Here is a 16,857-nt window from a genome sequence, read left to right as displayed (position 1 = left end):
ACAAGGACAGTCGTATGAATGTCATCGCAAAACGTGTTTTTACCACTACAGCTCTGCTGATGTTGAGCTTAAGTTCATGGGTCGTCTCTGCCCAATCCCCGCTATTAAAAGAGCAAATTGAAACCATAGTGACGGGTAAGCAAGCTACTGTCGGTGTTGCTGTATGGGGGCCTGATGATCTTGAGCCTTTGCTGGTCAATCCTTTTGAGAAATTCCCGATGCAAAGCGTATTTAAGCTGCATCTGGCTATGCTGGTTTTACATCAGGTCGATCAGGGTAAACTGGATTTAAATCAATCGGTTGCAGTAAAACGCTCTGCAGTATTACAAAACACCTGGTCGCCAATGATGAAAGAGCATCAGGGCGATGAATTTACTGTTGCAGTACAGCAGTTACTGCAGTATTCGGTGTCACACAGCGACAATGTGGCCTGTGATTTATTGTTCGAACTCGTTGGAGGGCCTGCAGCTCTGCATGCTTACATTCAGTCTTTAGGTATTAAAGAAACTGAAGTAGTAGCAAATGAAGCACAAATGCATGCTGATGATCAGGTGCAATATAAAAACTGGACCTCGATGAAAGCTGCGGCTCAACTTTTGAAAAAGTTTGAACAAAAAAAGCAGTTGTCTGAGACCTCTCAGGCTTTGTTGTGGAAGTGGATGGTGGAAACCACCACAGGACCACAGCGGTTAAAAGGCCTGTTACCTGCCAGCACTATAGTGGCGCATAAAACCGGTACTTCCGGCGTCAGAGCAGGAAAAACTGCGGCGACCAATGATGTAGGCGTCATTATGTTGCCTGATGGACGGCCTTTATTGGTGGCGGTATTTGTCAAGGATTCGGCTGAATCAGAACGAACCAACGAAGCCATTATTGCGCAAGTCGCTCAGGCTGCTTATCAGTTTGAGCTGAAAAAACTCTCAGCAGTGAGTCCGGATTAAACAACATTCAGGGCTATCTAAGCGACTTATTAAGGTTGTACACTGAACTCATGATCTGTAAATGGAGTAGGTTATGCAGTTATTAGGTTCAGTGGCTTCCCCTTTTGTGCGTCGTTTACGTTTAGTTCTGGCGGGTCAGGCTTATCAGTTTGTTGCATTAAATATTTTTGAGTCGGAAGGCCGCTCTGTGCTGGTAAAACACAATCCAGCGCGTAAAGTGCCGGTGTTAGTAGATGATGAGCAAGTTATTTTTGATTCAGGAGTGATTTACCGTTACCTGGCGCAAAAGTTGAATTTAAAGCCGTTGAGCTGGGATCAGGAAAACAGTCTGACTACTATCAATGCCTGTACAGATTCACTCGTTGAGCTGTTGTTATGTAAACGCTCAGGTTTTGAAGTCACAGAGGATAAATTGTTTTTTAACCTGCAGCATGAGCGCATACAGGCAACGCTGGAAGCGCTGGAACAGCAAATCAGGGCAGGGCAATTTGGACGTTGGGATTATCTGAGTATCAGCTTATTTACTCTGATCGACTGGGTGTTATTTCGTGATTTAGTCGATTTAAAACCTTTTCCGGTCTTACTGCAGTTTAGAAATGAACATTTAAATCAGCCGATGGTGGCTGAAACCGACCCGCGTTTGAGCTAAAACAAAAGGTCAGAGCCAAGGCTCTGACCTTCATTCTTTATTCAACACCAATAAAACCACCGGTTTGATGCGCCCATAACTGAGCGTAAATGCCACCTTTGGCAATTAGTTCCTGATGGCTACCTTGCTCAACTATACGACCCTGGTCCAGTACTATAAGCCTGTCCATAGCCGCAATAGTGGATAAACGGTGCGCTATAGCTATCACAGTTTTCCCTATCATCAGCTGAGTCAGACTGTGCTGAATAGCAGCTTCTACTTCAGAATCAAGCGCTGAGGTTGCTTCATCCAGAATAAGGATAGGGGCGTTTTTCAGTAATACCCGGGCTATAGCAATACGCTGACGCTGACCACCCGAAAGTTTTACACCCCGCTCGCCGACCTGAGCGTCATAACCGCTATTGCCTTTAGGATCAGTCAGTTCCTGAATAAAGGCATCGGCTTCTGCCAAGCGAGCTGCTTCAAACATTTCTGCTTCAGTAGCACCGGGACGGCCATACAAAATGTTCTCCCGTACTGTACGGTGCAGCAAAGAGGTATCCTGCGTCACCATAGCGATATGAGCGCGTAAGCTTTCCTGTGATACAGTTTTGATGTCCTGACCATCTATTAAAATCTGGCCCGAATTGACGTCATAAAAACGTAGCAGCAAGTTCACCAAGGTCGATTTACCTGCACCAGAGCGGCCAACTAAACCTACTTTTTCACCTGGTTTAATCGACAATTCCAGACCATCGATCACAGGACCATGTTCACCAGCCACTTTGCCGTAGTTAAAGTTCAGCTGTTTAAATTCAATCTGACCTTGTGACACTTCAATAGCTTTGGCATCGGTTTTATCGACGATTTGATGCGGCTGAGACAAGGTAGCAATACCGTCTGCCACAGTACCGATGTTTTCAAACAGCGCACTGACTTCCCACATGATCCACTGCGACATACCGTTTAAACGCAAAGCCAGACTGACTGCTATGGCAATGGAACCTACTGTCACGGCATTAACTGACCATAACCATATAGCCAGAGTGGCAATAGAGAACACCAACAGATAATTCAGCCCTTGCACACAGATATTCAGCCAGGTAGCCAGTCGCATTTGTTTATACACAGGCACCAGAAACAGCTGCATGCTGTCGCGCGCATAATCAGACTCACGGGCTGTGTGTGAGAACAGTTTAATGGTGCTGATATTGGTGTAACTGTCGACAATACGGCCTGTCATTTCTGAACGGGCGTCGGCTTGTTCAGTAGCAACCTGTTTCAGCCGTGGCACAAAATAGAACTGCAAGCCGGTGTAGATCACTAACCATGCAAGCATCGGCAGTACCAAACGCCAGTCGGCATCGGCTATCAGATACAACATAGAGCCAAAATACACCACCACATACACCATTACATCCAGCAGCTTGGTGGCGGTTTCGCGCACAGCCAAAGCTGTTTGCATCACTTTAGTTGCAATGCGGCCAGCGAATTCATTCTGATAAAAGCCAAGGCTTTGTTTTAATAAATAACGATGCGCTAACCAGCGGATCGACATAGGGTAGTTACCCAATATCGTCTGGTGGATAAGTGCAGAGTGGAAAAACACTAACGCAGGTAACACCACCAACATCACCACAGCCATGGTGATCAAGGTATCCTGCTCTTCCTGCCAGAAAGTTTCAGGGTTTTTGTTCACCAGCCAATCTACCAGTTGGCCCATATAACCAAATAAGGACACTTCCAGTGCAGCCAATAAGGCTGTTGCGATAGACATCAGGATCAGCGGCAGTACCATACCTTTGCTGTAATGCAAACAAAATGCAAATAAGCCTTGAGGCGGCTGAGTTGGCTCGTCATCAGGGAAAGGTTTGGTTAATCGTTCAAAAAAGCCCAGCATAAAATTCCTCAGAGGCGACGAAAAAGGCGGTTATTGTACGTCAAAGTTTAAAAAACAGATGTAACTATTTGATGAACGGCTGTTTTACAGCGGTCACTTTATTTGATCTGCACGGGGGCGATATCAGCAGAATTACCCAATTAAAGGGCAGATTGTTGAAAATAAATACAAAAAAATATGAAAAAACCAAAAGAGTTGATATCACGATAACTCAGCAGCTTAGATTTTGGTGAAAACCCAAAATGGGTAATTATCGAAAAATCTATAACTTAGCGCGAGTTTGGCTAGCTTGCAAAGCCTCTGATGCTTTCTACACTCAAGATACTGAGTACCCGATTAAGGGTGTTGTCTCGTCTTACAGGAGTGTTGAAATGGATGCCAAAGAAATACTGCTACATATAAAACAAGCTGAACTGCAATCTGAGTTAATCATTGAAGCCGGACAAGAACTGGACAGAGCCATTAAACAATTACAAGACTGGTCTGAAGACTGGGATTGTCAGCGCCGCGCTTGCGAAGATATGTACGACGCCGTGCATTTAATTCTGATCCATACCCATCAATTATCCCGGATATTCTGGCCTGCCAAATGCTGTGGAGAGCAGGGGCTGGACATCTGCCACAGAGCTATGGCGCTGCGCAGTGAAATCAACCTGCCAGATCTCAATCATCCGCTACGCAATGAAGCCTTGTGGCGCCATGCGGATGAGTTGGATCATTCAGTACGGGACAACAGCGCCATGCGCCGTTACAACGCTCACCACTTAACCAGTTTTAATCAGGTCATCACCTGGATGGATAACGAAGCTATGTTTTGCTGGCTTGAACCCGCCAGTAAAACCTTCGTGTTCCACACCGAAGAGTTTGCTCTGACTGAGCTAATAGAGGTTGTGCATCAGGTTCAACAGGAGATCCAGCATTACCTAAAAAAGCAGCATCAGCCAAACTTAAGCCTGGCCAAACCTGCGTTTTATCAGTTTGAAAAGCAATGGGCTAACTGAATGGGGCGGCCGCTAAAAGGCCGCTATTTAGTCAGCCTGATAAAGCCATAACTCTGAATATCCTGCACCTTATTTTGCTGCAAACTTTCAGCCACTTCTGCCTGAAAATCTTCTACATACAGATGCAAATCGTCCTGAAATTGTTCGTCTAGTTTACTGCGTTCTTCAGCTTCGCTGGTTCTTTGCACATCAAAGGCCTGCATACAAAGTTTGTGCGCTCTTTGTTCCATTTGCTGTGAAACCCGTTGTTCTATTTCCTTGACTGTTAAATGGCGACAGGTCTTTTTATACCAAAACAGACCACTCAACAGCAGCACAGCCAGCACAAGCAGTGATAAAAATTCAATCATAAAGCAACTCCTTTTCTGAGCGTTTGTATGTCCTTAACAAACCAGAATATAGCGAATGGCACTACGGAAATGTTAATAGAAACAACTACATATTTATAAACTTCTGAGAGCATATTTGTGTCAAGAACAACTCTGTCGGCATAACGCATGAACTGCAGGGCACAGAGGCTCAAAAAACAGACCATGATATAACGAGCTAGTTTGCTTGCTTCTAAGTTGTGGGCCGCATGAATTTTGTAAATGCACCATAAACACAGAATTTCTATCGCTGCCCAGATCACATACCAGAAGGATACGCCTGCTATTTTATTAACTGTCGCTAACTCCATAATGTAAGGCTGGAGTTGATCCATCAACAAATTACCAACTACCCAGACGGTAAGCGCAATTCTGGATGATACATCAAGCTTGTAAATTACAGACACAACAAGCAATAACACACAGATTAACCAAAATAGCCTGTCAACAGTGTAAGCAAATTCTCCCACTGTTACTTTTCCTTGTCGTCCTCATCGTCCATCGGTGGTTCATTGCCCGAACCGCTACCTAAAGTTTGCATCAGAGGTGTATCGCGACTCAAACTTTTGGTAATTGGGGGTTCATTACCAGAACCACTGCCTAGAGTTTCTAAATCAGCCGCAAACTTAGCCTTTGCTTCAGCAGATAGGGTCACAGTATCTGCAGTAGAAGGGGCTGTGGTAGTAGTTGTTTTAGCCTGGGCTGCAGGAGCAACAGTCTGTGCTGTTGATGTAGCTGCTGTACTTGGGGTGTTTAAATTGATTTGCATAACTGTTCCTTATTGTTGTCACTAAATCAGAAAACAACTGTACACGAACTGTTTATAAAAAAGCCAATAATTTTTACAACAGAGTGAAACTTGTAAGGAAAGACAGTTTTGAGTAAAAGTGAATTTCAGGCATAAAAAAACCTGCTGTAAAAGCAGGTTAATTTAATGGTCGGTACGAGAGGATTTGAACCTCCGACCCCTTCACCCCCAGCGAAGTGCGCTACCAAGCTGCGCTACGTACCGACGTTGGGCCTTATACTACTGCTTTAACTCATAAATGCAATGCCCCAAGGTTTGACTGCGTTTTTTTTGTTCGCTTTTCAGAACCTTAGATTAATTCCCGACCGCAAGCTCCACCCAATGCTGATACACAGGGATGGCCAGCAGCACGTTCACCGGGAAGGTGATGCCCAAAGATGCGAGCATCGCCAGGCCTATATTGGCGTCCGGGATACTGGCACGCACCGCGGCAGGCGCTGCTATATAAGAGGCGCTGGCGGCTAAAGTGGTCAGCACCAATAAAGAGCCTTGGGGTAAATCCAGCAGTAAGCCAAAAGCCAAACCTAAAGCACCTAAAGCAAATGGGGCTAAGGCTGCAAATAGCATCAAACGCCAATGTTGCAGTGGTAAAGGATTACAGACTTTGGCGGTACACAGTCCCATTTCCAATAAAAACAGCGCCAGCATGGTTTTAAAGCCTCCAATAAGGGCAGGTGCTATAGGCTCTAAACCTTCTGGACCATACAGATAACCAATCAATACACCACCACCAAGCAGTAACACACCGCGGCTGGTTAAGGCTTCACGCCAAATATGGGCTTGATTACCCTGACCTTTAGTTGCTCCATAAATACCCAACATAATGACGATGGCGGGTAGTTCCAGCATCACCAGATAAAGGGTAGTTTCAGGTAATAGAGGCAAGCCAGATTTTTCAGCCAATGCGACAACCACAGCAAAGGTACCGGCGCTGACTGAACCATAGTGGGCGGCGATACTGACCGAATCTGAGTTAGTCAGTTTGACCAGATAACGTAAAACCGGGTAAGACAACAGTGGAATAATCAAACCTAAAGCTGCTACGGCTAAGAGATCCGGTACCATACCGCTATGAGCCTGACCATGTAGCGCCATACCGCCTTTTAAGCCAAGCACCAGCATCAGCAGGATAGATAAGGTTTCATAAATAGACTGAGGGACTTTTAAATCTGACTTTAACAAACCCGCGATAAGGCCAAAGGCAAAAAACGCGATCACAATATCAGGCATGACTCAACTCCGTAGCTGTTATTGGCTGGCGATTGTGCCTGCCTTTGGGTATATTGGATAATTAATTGTTTGCCACTTTAATATTGAAGATTATCTATGGGGTGGCTAATGGCTCTCGCAACAACTGGCTTTGGAGTGTTCTGTGGATGTGCGGCATTTAAGTTTCAGGTTATTGCAGGTTTATGTGCAAGTGGTGCGACTGGCGTCTGTATCTGCCGCTGCACGGCTATTGCATTTAACTCAGCCGACCGTGTCCTTACAGCTTAAAAAGCTGGCTGATGAAGTAGGGCAGCCCTTGCTGGAATACCGCGAAGGTAAGGTGCATACCACTTACATTGGTGATGCGTTATTTCAGGCGGCTTCCGATGTGCTGAGTCGTTTTGATGATTTCTCTTCGTTATTGGAAGAGGCTAAAGGCGGGCGCAGCGGCACTTTAAGTTTAGGTATAGTCACTACAGCCAAATATGTGATGCCGACTATTTTGGGGGCTTTTGACAAAGCCAATCCGAAAATTGCCGTGACATTAAATGTAGGCAACAGGGCTCATATTCTGAACCGCTTTGGTCATCAGGATGATGATTTGTATCTGTTCAGTCAACCGCCCAGCGGCGAGCTGGTGCAGGCTTGCCGTATTATTAAAAACCCGCTGCAACTGATAGCTCCTGCTGATCATTGGGCATCCCGTTATTGTGCAGAAGGCGGTGAGCTAGATTTTTCAGAGTTAAAAAACGAGCGCTTTTTAATGCGTGAACCAGGTTCTGCCACCCGTATGCAGTTTGAATCCTGGTTGAGCAGTCAGGGGGTTGATCTTTCAAAGACAATGCAAATTGAAAGCAACGAAGCCATACGTTTAAGTGTCGCCAGTGGTTTGGGGCTGGCGGTGTTATCAACCTACACCTTAGGTCAAAGCACTGAGCAATTTAGCGTACTAAAAGTGAAAGGTTTTCCGCTGAATAGCCATTGGTATCTGGTGGCACGCAAAGACAAAAGATTAAGTGCTTCAGCAAGGCGGCTTATACAGTTTATCGCAGAGCATCTGACCGACTGTATTGAAGAGCGCTGGGTGGTGGAAGATATACAACAATTGCCGTCACATTTCTATTTGCCAACTGAATAAATCAGGCCAGAGAGCGCGGAAGCATCTGGCCTGATTTGATGACTCACTGGATAACTTATTGCAGCCTGCGGCCAAAACTGACCGAATAGGCTACGGGGCGGGTTTGCAGTACAGGATCTGCTGTTGCAGTGATGCCTTTGGGTAACAACAACGGATTAAACATTTGTTTATCCCATGCAGCAGTGTCTGCAGGCAAAGCATCCAGTTTTATGGTGCCAAGTTCAATCAGCCGTCTGTCATCAGGCCAGGTTTTGCTGCCATCCAGCAGTGGATCGCCATCATTAGGTAATTGGGCCTGTAGGCTATATTCTACCGGCGTTTTTACTACCCTTTGTTTGATCTCTTCCATCAGGAAATCCGGTGCCATTTTTTTTGCAGCCTCATCGGTCAAAAAGTTGGCGCCGACTTTTGGCACTATACGATAACGAAAATGCTGTTGTACGCCTTTGTCATTTTCAAAAATAAAGCTGTTTACACCAAAAAACGACTGATTGGCAAAACTGGCAGGCATAGGTTTTGGTGTTTGCACAAAAGTCATAGCCGCTGGGTGGCTTTGTAAAAATTGCTCCAGTTTAGTGGGCTTATTGGTGTCTGTGGCGTTGGTTTTAATGGCGGTTAACAGCTCCAGAAATTCTTCAGGCGTTGCAACAGGAAAGCCGTTGTAGGAGATACTGACAATATCGGTTGAGCTTTGATCCGGTAAGGTAAAGCGTATAGCCATACCATTAGGTCTGGCATGAGGATCGGCATCCGGCAAATTAGGCACTCCGGTGCCGTTGGAAAAGCGCACTGTCACAGGCACAGTCTGACTAAAATGAGGGGCTGTACTGTAATTTTTTGCTTCTGCTGAAGGGGTAAAACTACCTGAGACAATTGCCCCTTTGGCATGATTGGAGCGAAAGCCCTTATGTGGGCCCTGAGCCAGTTCTGTCAGTGTATCGACCAATTTTACTGCGACATTGCCGTTGTCTTGAGCTTGTACTTGCATACAGCTAAAAGCAATCAGGCTTAGAGTTCCCGTTATTAAACCTTTAGTCATGACCTTACCCTTTATGTAAAACGAACCTGCCACGGTCTTTGCTCTCTGCAAGCATTAGTAAGGCCTGGCTGTGGGCTCTGCTGCTGATAATGAGTGGTTGAGGAAACTCATTCAAACAGCACTGCCGCTGTGTCAAAACACAACGACTGTTGAACCACTATGAATTTCGGTTTCAGTATGGTCAGAATTTTTCAGCCTTGCCATTTTCTGATTGCGCCGTTTTACAAGCCGCTGCATTATGCAGGTTCCTGATTTTGATGGATGTCTGTATGTCTTTATGGATCCCTTTTACCTTGCTGGCTGCGTTTATGCAGGCAATGCGCAATGCGTTACAAAAACAACTGAGTAAAGATGTGCCTGTGATGGGCGTGACTTTAGCCCGCTTTATTTACGCCGGACCTTTAGCGCTATTGTATTTACTCGGGCTTTACCAGTGGCAGGATTATGCCATTCCGCAGTTTAGCTTCTGGTTTGTGTTTTATGTGCTGGCAGCATCTGCGATGCAAATTCTGGCGACCGCTTTGATGGTGGTGTTATTCCGGCTAAAAAATTATGCAATAGGGGTGGGTCTTGCCAAAAGCGAGGCTATTTTGGCTGCTATTGTCGGGGTGATGTTTTTTGGTACTTACATCAGCCCCTTAGGCTGGGTTGGGGTCTTTATTGGTGGTGTCGCTGTATTTTTGTTAACAGGAGCCACCAGTATTCAATCGTTATCAGCCAAAACTCTGGCCTTAGGCTTAGGCAGTGGTTTAGCTTTTGCGCTGACGTCTTTATGGGTCCGTGAGGCCAGTCTGACTCTGGACTTGCCGTTTTTACCTGCAGCGGCCTGGGTACTGTTTTTTGTGATCACCACCCAAACCGTTGTTTTGTTGATTTATCTGGCGCTGAACGACAAAACGACCTTAGTGAAGTTATGGCAAAGGCCACAGCTGACCTTAGCTACCAGTTTCACCAGTTGTCTTGGCTCCTTAGGCTGGTTTACTGCTATGAGTTTGCAGGCTGTGGCTTATGTCAAAACCCTGGGTCAGGTTGAAGTGTTGTTTACGCTACTGATTTCTGTGCTGGTACTCAAAGAAAAACTCAAACGTCAGGACTTGTTAGGACTGGCTTTGATTGTATTAGCCGCTGTGTTGGTGATGTGGGCCTGATTTTTATTGAACAAATAAAGTAAATATTATGTTTTATATTTAAGCAATTTGTCATAAATCTAAGTTAATCTTGTGGTGCTTTGACGGAGAAGCAAAGCAATTCTGGGGGCAGGATGCAGATCCTCAAACAATAACAAGAACTTACAGGATTTATAATGAAACAGATCACAACCTTATCACTGCTTGCTGCAGCCTTATACAGCGGTGTCAGCTTTGCCAATCTGCTGATCACTGAAGTGTTGTACGACGCTCCAACTAATGACAACACTGAAGAGTTTGTCGAACTTTATAACAACAGCTGTACAGCCATTAATCTGCAAGGTTATAACCTGCAGGATAACGGCGGCAGCTTTAATTTGTCTGGCACTGTAGCTCCTCGCAGCTATTTTCTGGTGGCAAAAAACAGTGCAGCCATGCAAAGCCTGTATGGCAAAACGCCGGAGCTAGCTGGTTTAACACTGGCGTTTGGTAACAGTGGCGATTACGTCAAATTAAGAAATGGCAGCACAGAAGTCGACGCGGTGGGCTGGGAAAATGGTTTATCCGGCTGGTCCATCAATGCTGTTGATAAATCCATTAGCCGTAACAAAACCACAGACAATAATCTGGTCTCAGATTGGGTGGTGTCTGCCAATTCAGGTAATCCGGGCACCGGCGTATTTACTGCAACCTGCAGTGGCGGTGGCGATACAGGAGGTGGCACTCCACCTGTTGTTAACTTGCCCACTTATTACGCAGCCGCAGTGGGGAAATCCGGTAGTGAACTCAAAGCCGCGCTCAATAGTATTTTACGGGGTCACGTACGCTTAACTTATAGTCAGGTCTGGGATGCGCTCTCCTATACAGATGAAGACCCAAACAATACCAATAACGTGATTCTGCTTTATGCAGGCCGCTCTGAAGCTAAAACCTTCCGCGCCGGCCAAACCAATTCATTGGATGCCTGGAATCGTGAGCATGTCTGGGCCAAAAGCCATGGTTTCCCCAGTGAAAGCCAATACGCTTACACCGATATCCATCATTTGCGACCTGCCGATGTGTCTATTAACTCCAGTCGCGGCAATAAAGACTTTGATCTAGGCGGTACAGCTTTGGCTGAATCCCCTTTAAACAAAACCGACAGCGATAGCTTTGAGCCACGTAATGCCGTCAAAGGCGACGTTGCCCGTATGATGTTTTATATGGATGTGCGCTACGAGGGGGGCGATGAAACCAGTACGCCAAACCTTATTTTACGTAACTTTGCACCTACCGGCAGTTCAGCGCCTGAAATGGGCAAATTGTGCGTATTGTTGCAATGGCATATACAAGATCCGGTGGATAGTTTTGAAACCCGTCGTAATAACCGCATTTACGAATGGCAACAAAACCGAAATCCTTTTATCGACAACCCACAATGGGCACAGTCGATTTATGGCGCCAGTTGTGGTCTGTAATAGCTGGTTGTAATTGAACGTCAAAATTCGTTCCAGGCTGCTTTTCAGAGGAAAAGCAGCTTGGAGTGTTTCAGGCCACAAGCTAGAATGAGGCAACTTAAAAAAGCGTTTAAGCGCTAGCCTACGGAGCATCTATGAAGCCTGAAGAGTTGTTGCAGCAATTGCAGCACCATCCTGATTTTTTAAAACTCACCTTAGCTCATCCTGATTTTTTACCTTTTGCCAGCTATCAGCTTGAAAACGGCACACAAATTCAGATTTGGGATACAGGTGTGATCTATTGTCTGCCTAAGCAGTTTGGAACGCAGGATATAGTGCTTTCAAGTGGTGTGCATGGCAATGAAACTGCGCCAGTTGAGCTTTGTTCAGAGCTGTTAAATGACGTATTAGCCGAAAAGCTACTACTGACAGAACGGGTGCTGTTTTTATTTGGTAATCCGCCTGCTATCAATGCCGGTGTGCGGGAAATTCAGGATAACCTCAATCGATTATTCTCTGGCCATCACAGCAAAGAGCCTGGCGTACAGAGTGCTGAGCGCGAGCGGGCAAAAAAGTTAGAAACCTATGTGCTGAAGTTTTTCGACGAAGCGCCACAAGGTTTACGTGAGCGTAAGCTTTACGATTTACATACAGCTATTCGGGGTTCACGTTTTGAGAAGTTTGCCGTGTATCCGTTTTTACATGGCGAGAATTGGAGCAAAACCCAGTTTGAGTTTTTAAAGGCCTGCGGTGCTAATACAGTGCTTTTGATGCAAACTCCCGCCAGTACTTTTAGTTATTTTGCCGCCCAAAGCTGCAAGGCGCATGGTTTTACTATTGAGCTGGGTAAAGTCCGGCCTTTTGGTCAAAACGATATGAGCCGTTTTACTCAGGCTGCCTCGGCGCTCAGGGCTTTAATTTCAGGCGGCGAGCTTCATACCACAGAGTTTAATGAAGCCGATTTTAATCTCTATGAAGTGCGCCGCTCTATTAATAAAACCACAGAAGCCTTCACGCTGCATTTTGCCGACAACATTGAAAACTTCACTACTTTTGATGTCGGTACTCTTCTTGCGAGTGACGAGGGCGTTGAGTACAAAGTGGAAGTTGAAGGTGAAGCTATTATTTTCCCTAACCCTAAAGTGGCTATTGGTCAGCGCGCAATGCTGATGGTAAAACCTGTTTCAGTGGCTGGAAAAGTGAGTTAAGCCACTGGCGAATGGTTTAGCAGAGTACAAAAACTCTGACAGCTGGCCACACTTTAGTGCATGGACCAGCTGTTTTTATTTGTGCCTCTGGTTGCAATGCAGTTTACGTAAAGGTAAAGTTGCGGCCGAAAAATAGAAGAAAATAGCCATACTGAATAAAACACGTAAAACAAAAAATAATGGTCAGGGCAAACGGGGAAACGCAATTCACGAATAAAGAGTGGTCACCAAGCCACCGGGCGTTTAACCCTTTGTCACAGTCTGACGGATACAACCAAAAGAGACACCTATGACTAACCCCAATAACGCAACTATCTCTACAGTGCACACAGCTGAGTTTACCAGCGGTCACGCGTTACAAATTCCTACACTGCGCATCCTGCAGGATGACGGTTCTATTTACCCTGGTGCTGAAGTACCACAACTCGACCAAGCCACAGCCCTTAAAATGTACGACAGCATGCAGTTTATCCGCATACTGGACGAACGTATGCTGGCCGCTCAACGTCAGGGCCGTATCAGTTTTTATATGCAGTGTTTAGGCGAAGAAGCCGCTACTGTCGGCAGTGCTGCTGCACTGGATGATAAAGACATGATTATGGCGCAGTACCGTGAACAAGGCGCTTTGCGTTATCGTGGTTTTAGTCTGGAACAGTTTATGAATCAGCTGTTTTCCAACGAAAAAGATTTAGGTAAAGGCCGCCAGATGCCAGTGCATTACGGCAGCAAAGACATTTACTACATGACGATTTCATCGCCGCTGGGCACGCAAATTCCTCAGGCCAGTGGTTACGCTTATGCGCAAAAGTTACGCGGACTGAAAAACACCACCATTTGTTATTTTGGTGAAGGTGCAGCGTCCGAAGGTGACTTCCACGCCGGTTTAAATATGGCCGCTGTACATAAAGCGCCAGTGATTTTCTTCTGCCGTAACAACGGTTATGCCATTTCAACGCCTGCCAACGAACAGTTTAAAGGTGATGGTATTGCCTGTCGTGGTGTGGGTTATGGCATGAAAGCCATTCGTGTGGACGGTGCTGATATTCTGGCTGTGTACAAAGCCACGCAAATGGCTCGTGAATATGCCTTAGAGCACGAAGAGCCAATTCTTATCGAATCTATTGCCTACCGTTTAGGCGCACACTCGTCTTCAGATGACCCAAGTGGTTACCGTTCCAAAGAAGAAGAAGAGCTGTGGCGTAAAAACGATCCGATCTCCCGTTTCCGTTTATGGCTGGTGAAACAAGGCTGGCTGGACGAAGAAGCTGATAAAGCTAAGTCCGATGCGCTGCGTCAGGAAATTCTGGATGCATTAAAAGTGGCTGAAAAAGTGGCCAAGCCTGGTATCGAACATCTGATGTCGGATGTGTACGAAACACCAATTCCACTGTTAAACGAACAATTAGAAGAACTAAAAGCACATATCAGAAAGTACCCGGATGCCTATCCGGTGACGGCGGGGAGATTTGAATAATGGCTAAGATGAATATGTTACAGGCGATCAATAACGCCTTAGATTTAGCCATGGCCAAAGACGATGGTGTGTTGTGTTTTGGTGAAGACGTTGGCCACTTTGGCGGCGTATTCCGCGCGACCAGCAAGTTGCAGGAAAAATACGGTAAAGCCCGTTGTTTCAACACACCTTTAACTGAGCAAGGCATCGCTGGTTTTGCCAACGGTATGGCGGCTCAGGGTATGAAACCTGTGGCTGAAATTCAGTTTGCTGATTATATCTTCCCGGCCTTTGACCAAATCGTCAACGAAACGGCTAAATTCCGTTACCGCTCAGGCAATGAGTTTAATGTGGGTGGTTTAGTATTCCGCACGCCATACGGTGGTGGTATTGCCGGTGGTCATTACCACAGCCAGTCGCCTGAAGCATATTTTGCTCATACACCAGGTTTAAAAATCGTCGTGCCACGTGATCCTGCTCAGGCCAAAGGCTTGTTATTAGCTGCCATTAACTGCCCGGATCCGGTGATTTTCTTTGAACCTAAAAAGTTATACCGCGCCTCAGTGGGCGAGGTATCAGAAGAGTATTACGAAATTCCATTAGGCAAAGCCGAAGTGCTGCAACAGGGCAAAGACGTGACTGTATTAGCCTGGGGCGCGCAGATGGAAATTATCCAAAAAGCTGTGGATATGGCACAAGCCGAAGGCATTTCCTGTGAAGTGATTGACCTTCGCAGCATTCAGCCATGGGATGTCGACACAGTAGCAGAGTCGGTGATGAAAACCGGCCGTTTAGTCATTAACCACGAAGCACCGTTAACAGGTGGTTTTGCCGCTGAAATCGCATCTACTATTCAGAAAAAATGCTTCCTGCATCTGGAAAGCCCGATTGAACGGGTTTGTGGTTTAGATATTCCGTACCCGCTGGCACTGGAAAAAGAATATGTGCCCGATCATCTGAAAACTTACGAAGCGATAAAACGCTCGGTTAATTTCTAAGGAAAGCCAGATGAAAAAAGATTTTATTCTGCCGGATATTGGCGAAGGCATAGTCGAGTGTGAAATCGTTGAATGGCTGGTGAAGGAAGGTGATCGTATCGCCGAAGATCAGCCTGTCTGTGACGTGATGACCGACAAAGCTTTAGTACAAATTCCTGCTGTGTACGACGGTGTGGTCACCAAACTCTATTACGCCAAAGGCGATATCGCCAAAGTGCATGCGCCTTTGTTTGAAATGGATACAGATGGTGTTGCTCCTGCGGCTACACCTGCTTCAGCTCCGGCCCAAGCCGCTCCTGCCGCTGTTGCTACAGGTAAACAGCTGGAAGACTTTATCCTGCCTGATATAGGCGAAGGTATTGTTGAGTGTGAAATTGTCGAGTGGCTGATCAAAGAAGGTGATGTATTAGCTGAAGATCAACCGGTCTGTGACGTCATGACCGACAAAGCTTTAGTGCAAATACCTGCTAAATACGCCGGTAAAGTGGTGAAGCTGCATTACGCCAAAGGTGAAATTGCTAAAGTACATAGCCCGCTGTTTCAGCAGGAAATTGCCGGTACTTCAACTGCTGCTCCGGCAGTTGTTGCAACGCCAGTCGCTGCCCCGGTTTGTGCTGCGAAGGCAGCCTCTGTTGCCTCAGCTTCAACTGCAGCTCCTGCAGGCAATGGCAAAGCCTTAGCCAGCCCGGCCGTGCGTCGTTTAGCCCGTGAATTAAGCATCGACTTATCCTTAGTACCGGGTTCTGGCGACAAAGGCCGGGTTTATAAAGACGATGTCAAAGCTTATGCCAATGGTGGTGCTACTTCTGGTGTAGCCAAAGTTGCTGCAGCGCCAGTCAAGGCCGCTACTGTTGCAACCAGTACTGGCGGCAGCCGTGTTGAGCCTATCAAAGGCATTAAAGCAGCGATGGCGCGTCAGATGCAGGATTCGGTATCGACTATCCCGCATTTTACCTACTGTGAAGAAATTGATTTAACAGAGCTGATTGCTTTGCGCGGCCAGCTGAAAGATCAATATGCCAAGCAGGGTATTAAGCTAACTCTGATGCCGTTTTTTATGAAAGCCATGTCGCTTGCCATCAAGCAGTTCCCTATTATGAACAGCCAGGTCAACAGCGACTGTTCAGAGCTGACGTATTTTGATGACCACAATATTGGTATAGCGGTCGACTCCAAAGTGGGTTTACTGGTGCCGAATATCAAAGGCTGTCAGAACAAGTCGATCGTACAAATTGCGCAGGAATTGACGAAACTGACTGACGCGGCCCGTGAAGGCCGTGTTAGCCCGGCAGAGCTCAAAGGTGGCACTATCACTATTTCCAACATTGGCGCCATTGGCGGCACTGTGGCGACTCCTATTATCAATAAGCCGGAAGTGGCGATAGTAGCGCTGGGTAAAACTCAGTTGTTGCCACGTTTTAATGCCAAAGGTGAAGTGGAAGGCCGCTCTCTGATGCAAATCAGCTGGTCTGGTGATCACCGCGTGATAGACGGCGGCACCATAGCCCGTTTCACTAACTTGTGGAAAAGCTATCTGGAACAACCGTCATCCATGTTGCTGTCTATGGTCTAAGTCATTGACGAATAGCTGGTAATTGGCACC

Annotated in this window: 16 protein-coding genes and 1 tRNA gene; 10 read left to right on the top strand and 7 right to left on the bottom strand. The window is 46.3% G+C overall.

Going from position 1 to position 16,857, the window contains the following annotated elements; genetic code table 11:
• Positions 1-14 precede the first annotated feature (14 nt).
• Positions 15-941, top strand: a complete 927-nt coding sequence (blaPER, locus tag LSG34_RS03010) for a PER family extended-spectrum class A beta-lactamase (protein WP_233007320.1) — start codon at positions 15-17, stop codon at positions 939-941.
• A 73-nt stretch (positions 942-1,014) separates the two neighbouring features.
• Positions 1,015-1,590, top strand: coding sequence for a glutathione S-transferase family protein (locus LSG34_RS03005; RefSeq protein ID WP_233007319.1), 576 nt, complete (start codon positions 1,015-1,017; stop codon positions 1,588-1,590).
• Between the two features lie 37 nt (positions 1,591-1,627).
• Here LSG34_RS03005 and LSG34_RS03000 read toward each other — a convergent pair whose 3' ends face one another.
• Positions 1,628-3,469, bottom strand: coding sequence for an ABC transporter ATP-binding protein (locus LSG34_RS03000; RefSeq protein ID WP_233007318.1), 1,842 nt, complete (start codon positions 3,467-3,469; stop codon positions 1,628-1,630).
• A 371-nt stretch (positions 3,470-3,840) separates the two neighbouring features.
• Here LSG34_RS03000 and LSG34_RS02995 point away from each other — a divergent pair, with 371 nt between their 5' ends.
• Positions 3,841-4,470, top strand: coding sequence for a hypothetical protein (locus tag LSG34_RS02995; RefSeq protein ID WP_233007317.1), 630 nt, complete (start codon positions 3,841-3,843; stop codon positions 4,468-4,470).
• A 23-nt stretch (positions 4,471-4,493) separates the two neighbouring features.
• Here LSG34_RS02995 and LSG34_RS02990 read toward each other — a convergent pair whose 3' ends face one another.
• From LSG34_RS02990 to LSG34_RS02970, 5 genes are all read right to left on the bottom strand, one after another.
• Positions 4,494-4,820 carry a hypothetical protein gene (locus tag LSG34_RS02990; protein ID WP_233007316.1) on the bottom strand — a complete coding sequence of 109 codons (327 nt, stop codon included), beginning with the start codon at positions 4,818-4,820 and terminating at the stop codon, positions 4,494-4,496.
• Positions 4,817-5,308 carry a hypothetical protein gene (locus LSG34_RS02985; RefSeq protein WP_233007315.1) on the bottom strand — a complete coding sequence of 164 codons (492 nt, stop codon included), beginning with the start codon at positions 5,306-5,308 and terminating at the stop codon, positions 4,817-4,819. Before LSG34_RS02985 ends, LSG34_RS02990 begins: the two co-directional genes overlap by 4 nt.
• 2 nt (positions 5,309-5,310) lie before the next feature.
• Positions 5,311-5,607 (bottom strand): hypothetical protein, encoded by a 297-nt coding sequence (locus tag LSG34_RS02980; protein ID WP_233007314.1) that lies wholly within the window; start codon positions 5,605-5,607, stop codon positions 5,311-5,313.
• 166 nt (positions 5,608-5,773) lie between these two features.
• Positions 5,774-5,850: transfer RNA gene (locus LSG34_RS02975), tRNA-Pro, on the bottom strand.
• Positions 5,851-5,940: 90 nt separating this feature from the next.
• The gene (locus tag LSG34_RS02970) at positions 5,941-6,876 is read right to left on the bottom strand and encodes a sodium-dependent bicarbonate transport family permease (protein WP_233007313.1); all 936 of its coding nucleotides are present in this window, start codon (positions 6,874-6,876) and stop codon (positions 5,941-5,943) included.
• A 142-nt stretch (positions 6,877-7,018) separates the two neighbouring features.
• Between LSG34_RS02970 and LSG34_RS02965 the strand changes: the two genes are divergently transcribed.
• Positions 7,019-7,993 carry a LysR family transcriptional regulator gene (locus LSG34_RS02965; RefSeq protein ID WP_233007312.1) on the top strand — a complete coding sequence of 325 codons (975 nt, stop codon included), beginning with the start codon at positions 7,019-7,021 and terminating at the stop codon, positions 7,991-7,993.
• Positions 7,994-8,048: 55 nt separating this feature from the next.
• On the opposite strand, the gene LSG34_RS02960 is transcribed toward LSG34_RS02965, so the two are convergent.
• Entirely contained in the window at positions 8,049-9,032 is a 984-nt protein-coding gene (locus LSG34_RS02960) for a catalase family peroxidase (protein WP_233007311.1), read from the bottom strand.
• Between the two features lie 269 nt (positions 9,033-9,301).
• Between LSG34_RS02960 and LSG34_RS02955 the strand changes: the two genes are divergently transcribed.
• The 6 genes from LSG34_RS02955 (at position 9,302) to LSG34_RS02930 (ending at position 16,827) form a co-directional block, all read left to right on the top strand.
• Positions 9,302-10,180 carry a DMT family transporter gene (locus LSG34_RS02955; protein WP_233007310.1) on the top strand — a complete coding sequence of 293 codons (879 nt, stop codon included), beginning with the start codon at positions 9,302-9,304 and terminating at the stop codon, positions 10,178-10,180.
• Between the two features lie 155 nt (positions 10,181-10,335).
• The gene (locus tag LSG34_RS02950; protein ID WP_233007309.1) at positions 10,336-11,616 is read left to right on the top strand and encodes an endonuclease; all 1,281 of its coding nucleotides are present in this window, start codon (positions 10,336-10,338) and stop codon (positions 11,614-11,616) included.
• A gap of 134 nt (positions 11,617-11,750) precedes the next feature.
• Positions 11,751-12,803 carry a succinylglutamate desuccinylase gene (astE, locus tag LSG34_RS02945; RefSeq protein WP_233007308.1) on the top strand — a complete coding sequence of 351 codons (1,053 nt, stop codon included), beginning with the start codon at positions 11,751-11,753 and terminating at the stop codon, positions 12,801-12,803.
• Between the two features lie 289 nt (positions 12,804-13,092).
• Positions 13,093-14,277, top strand: coding sequence for a thiamine pyrophosphate-dependent dehydrogenase E1 component subunit alpha (locus tag LSG34_RS02940; RefSeq protein WP_233007307.1), 1,185 nt, complete (start codon positions 13,093-13,095; stop codon positions 14,275-14,277).
• Positions 14,277-15,254: an alpha-ketoacid dehydrogenase subunit beta gene (locus LSG34_RS02935; RefSeq protein WP_233007306.1), complete on the top strand. Its 978-nt coding sequence runs from the start codon at positions 14,277-14,279 to the stop codon at positions 15,252-15,254. Before LSG34_RS02940 ends, LSG34_RS02935 begins: the two co-directional genes overlap by 1 nt.
• 10 nt (positions 15,255-15,264) lie before the next feature.
• Positions 15,265-16,827 carry a dihydrolipoyllysine-residue acetyltransferase gene (locus tag LSG34_RS02930; protein WP_233007305.1) on the top strand — a complete coding sequence of 521 codons (1,563 nt, stop codon included), beginning with the start codon at positions 15,265-15,267 and terminating at the stop codon, positions 16,825-16,827.
• Positions 16,828-16,857: the final 30 nt, after the last annotated feature.

The organism is Rheinheimera faecalis, from assembly GCF_021290965.1.
Taxonomy (GTDB): Bacteria; Pseudomonadota; Gammaproteobacteria; order Enterobacterales; family Alteromonadaceae; genus Pararheinheimera; species Pararheinheimera faecalis.
Note: the sequence above shows the minus strand (reverse complement) of the source record. Positions and strands in the feature narration are given on the sequence as shown.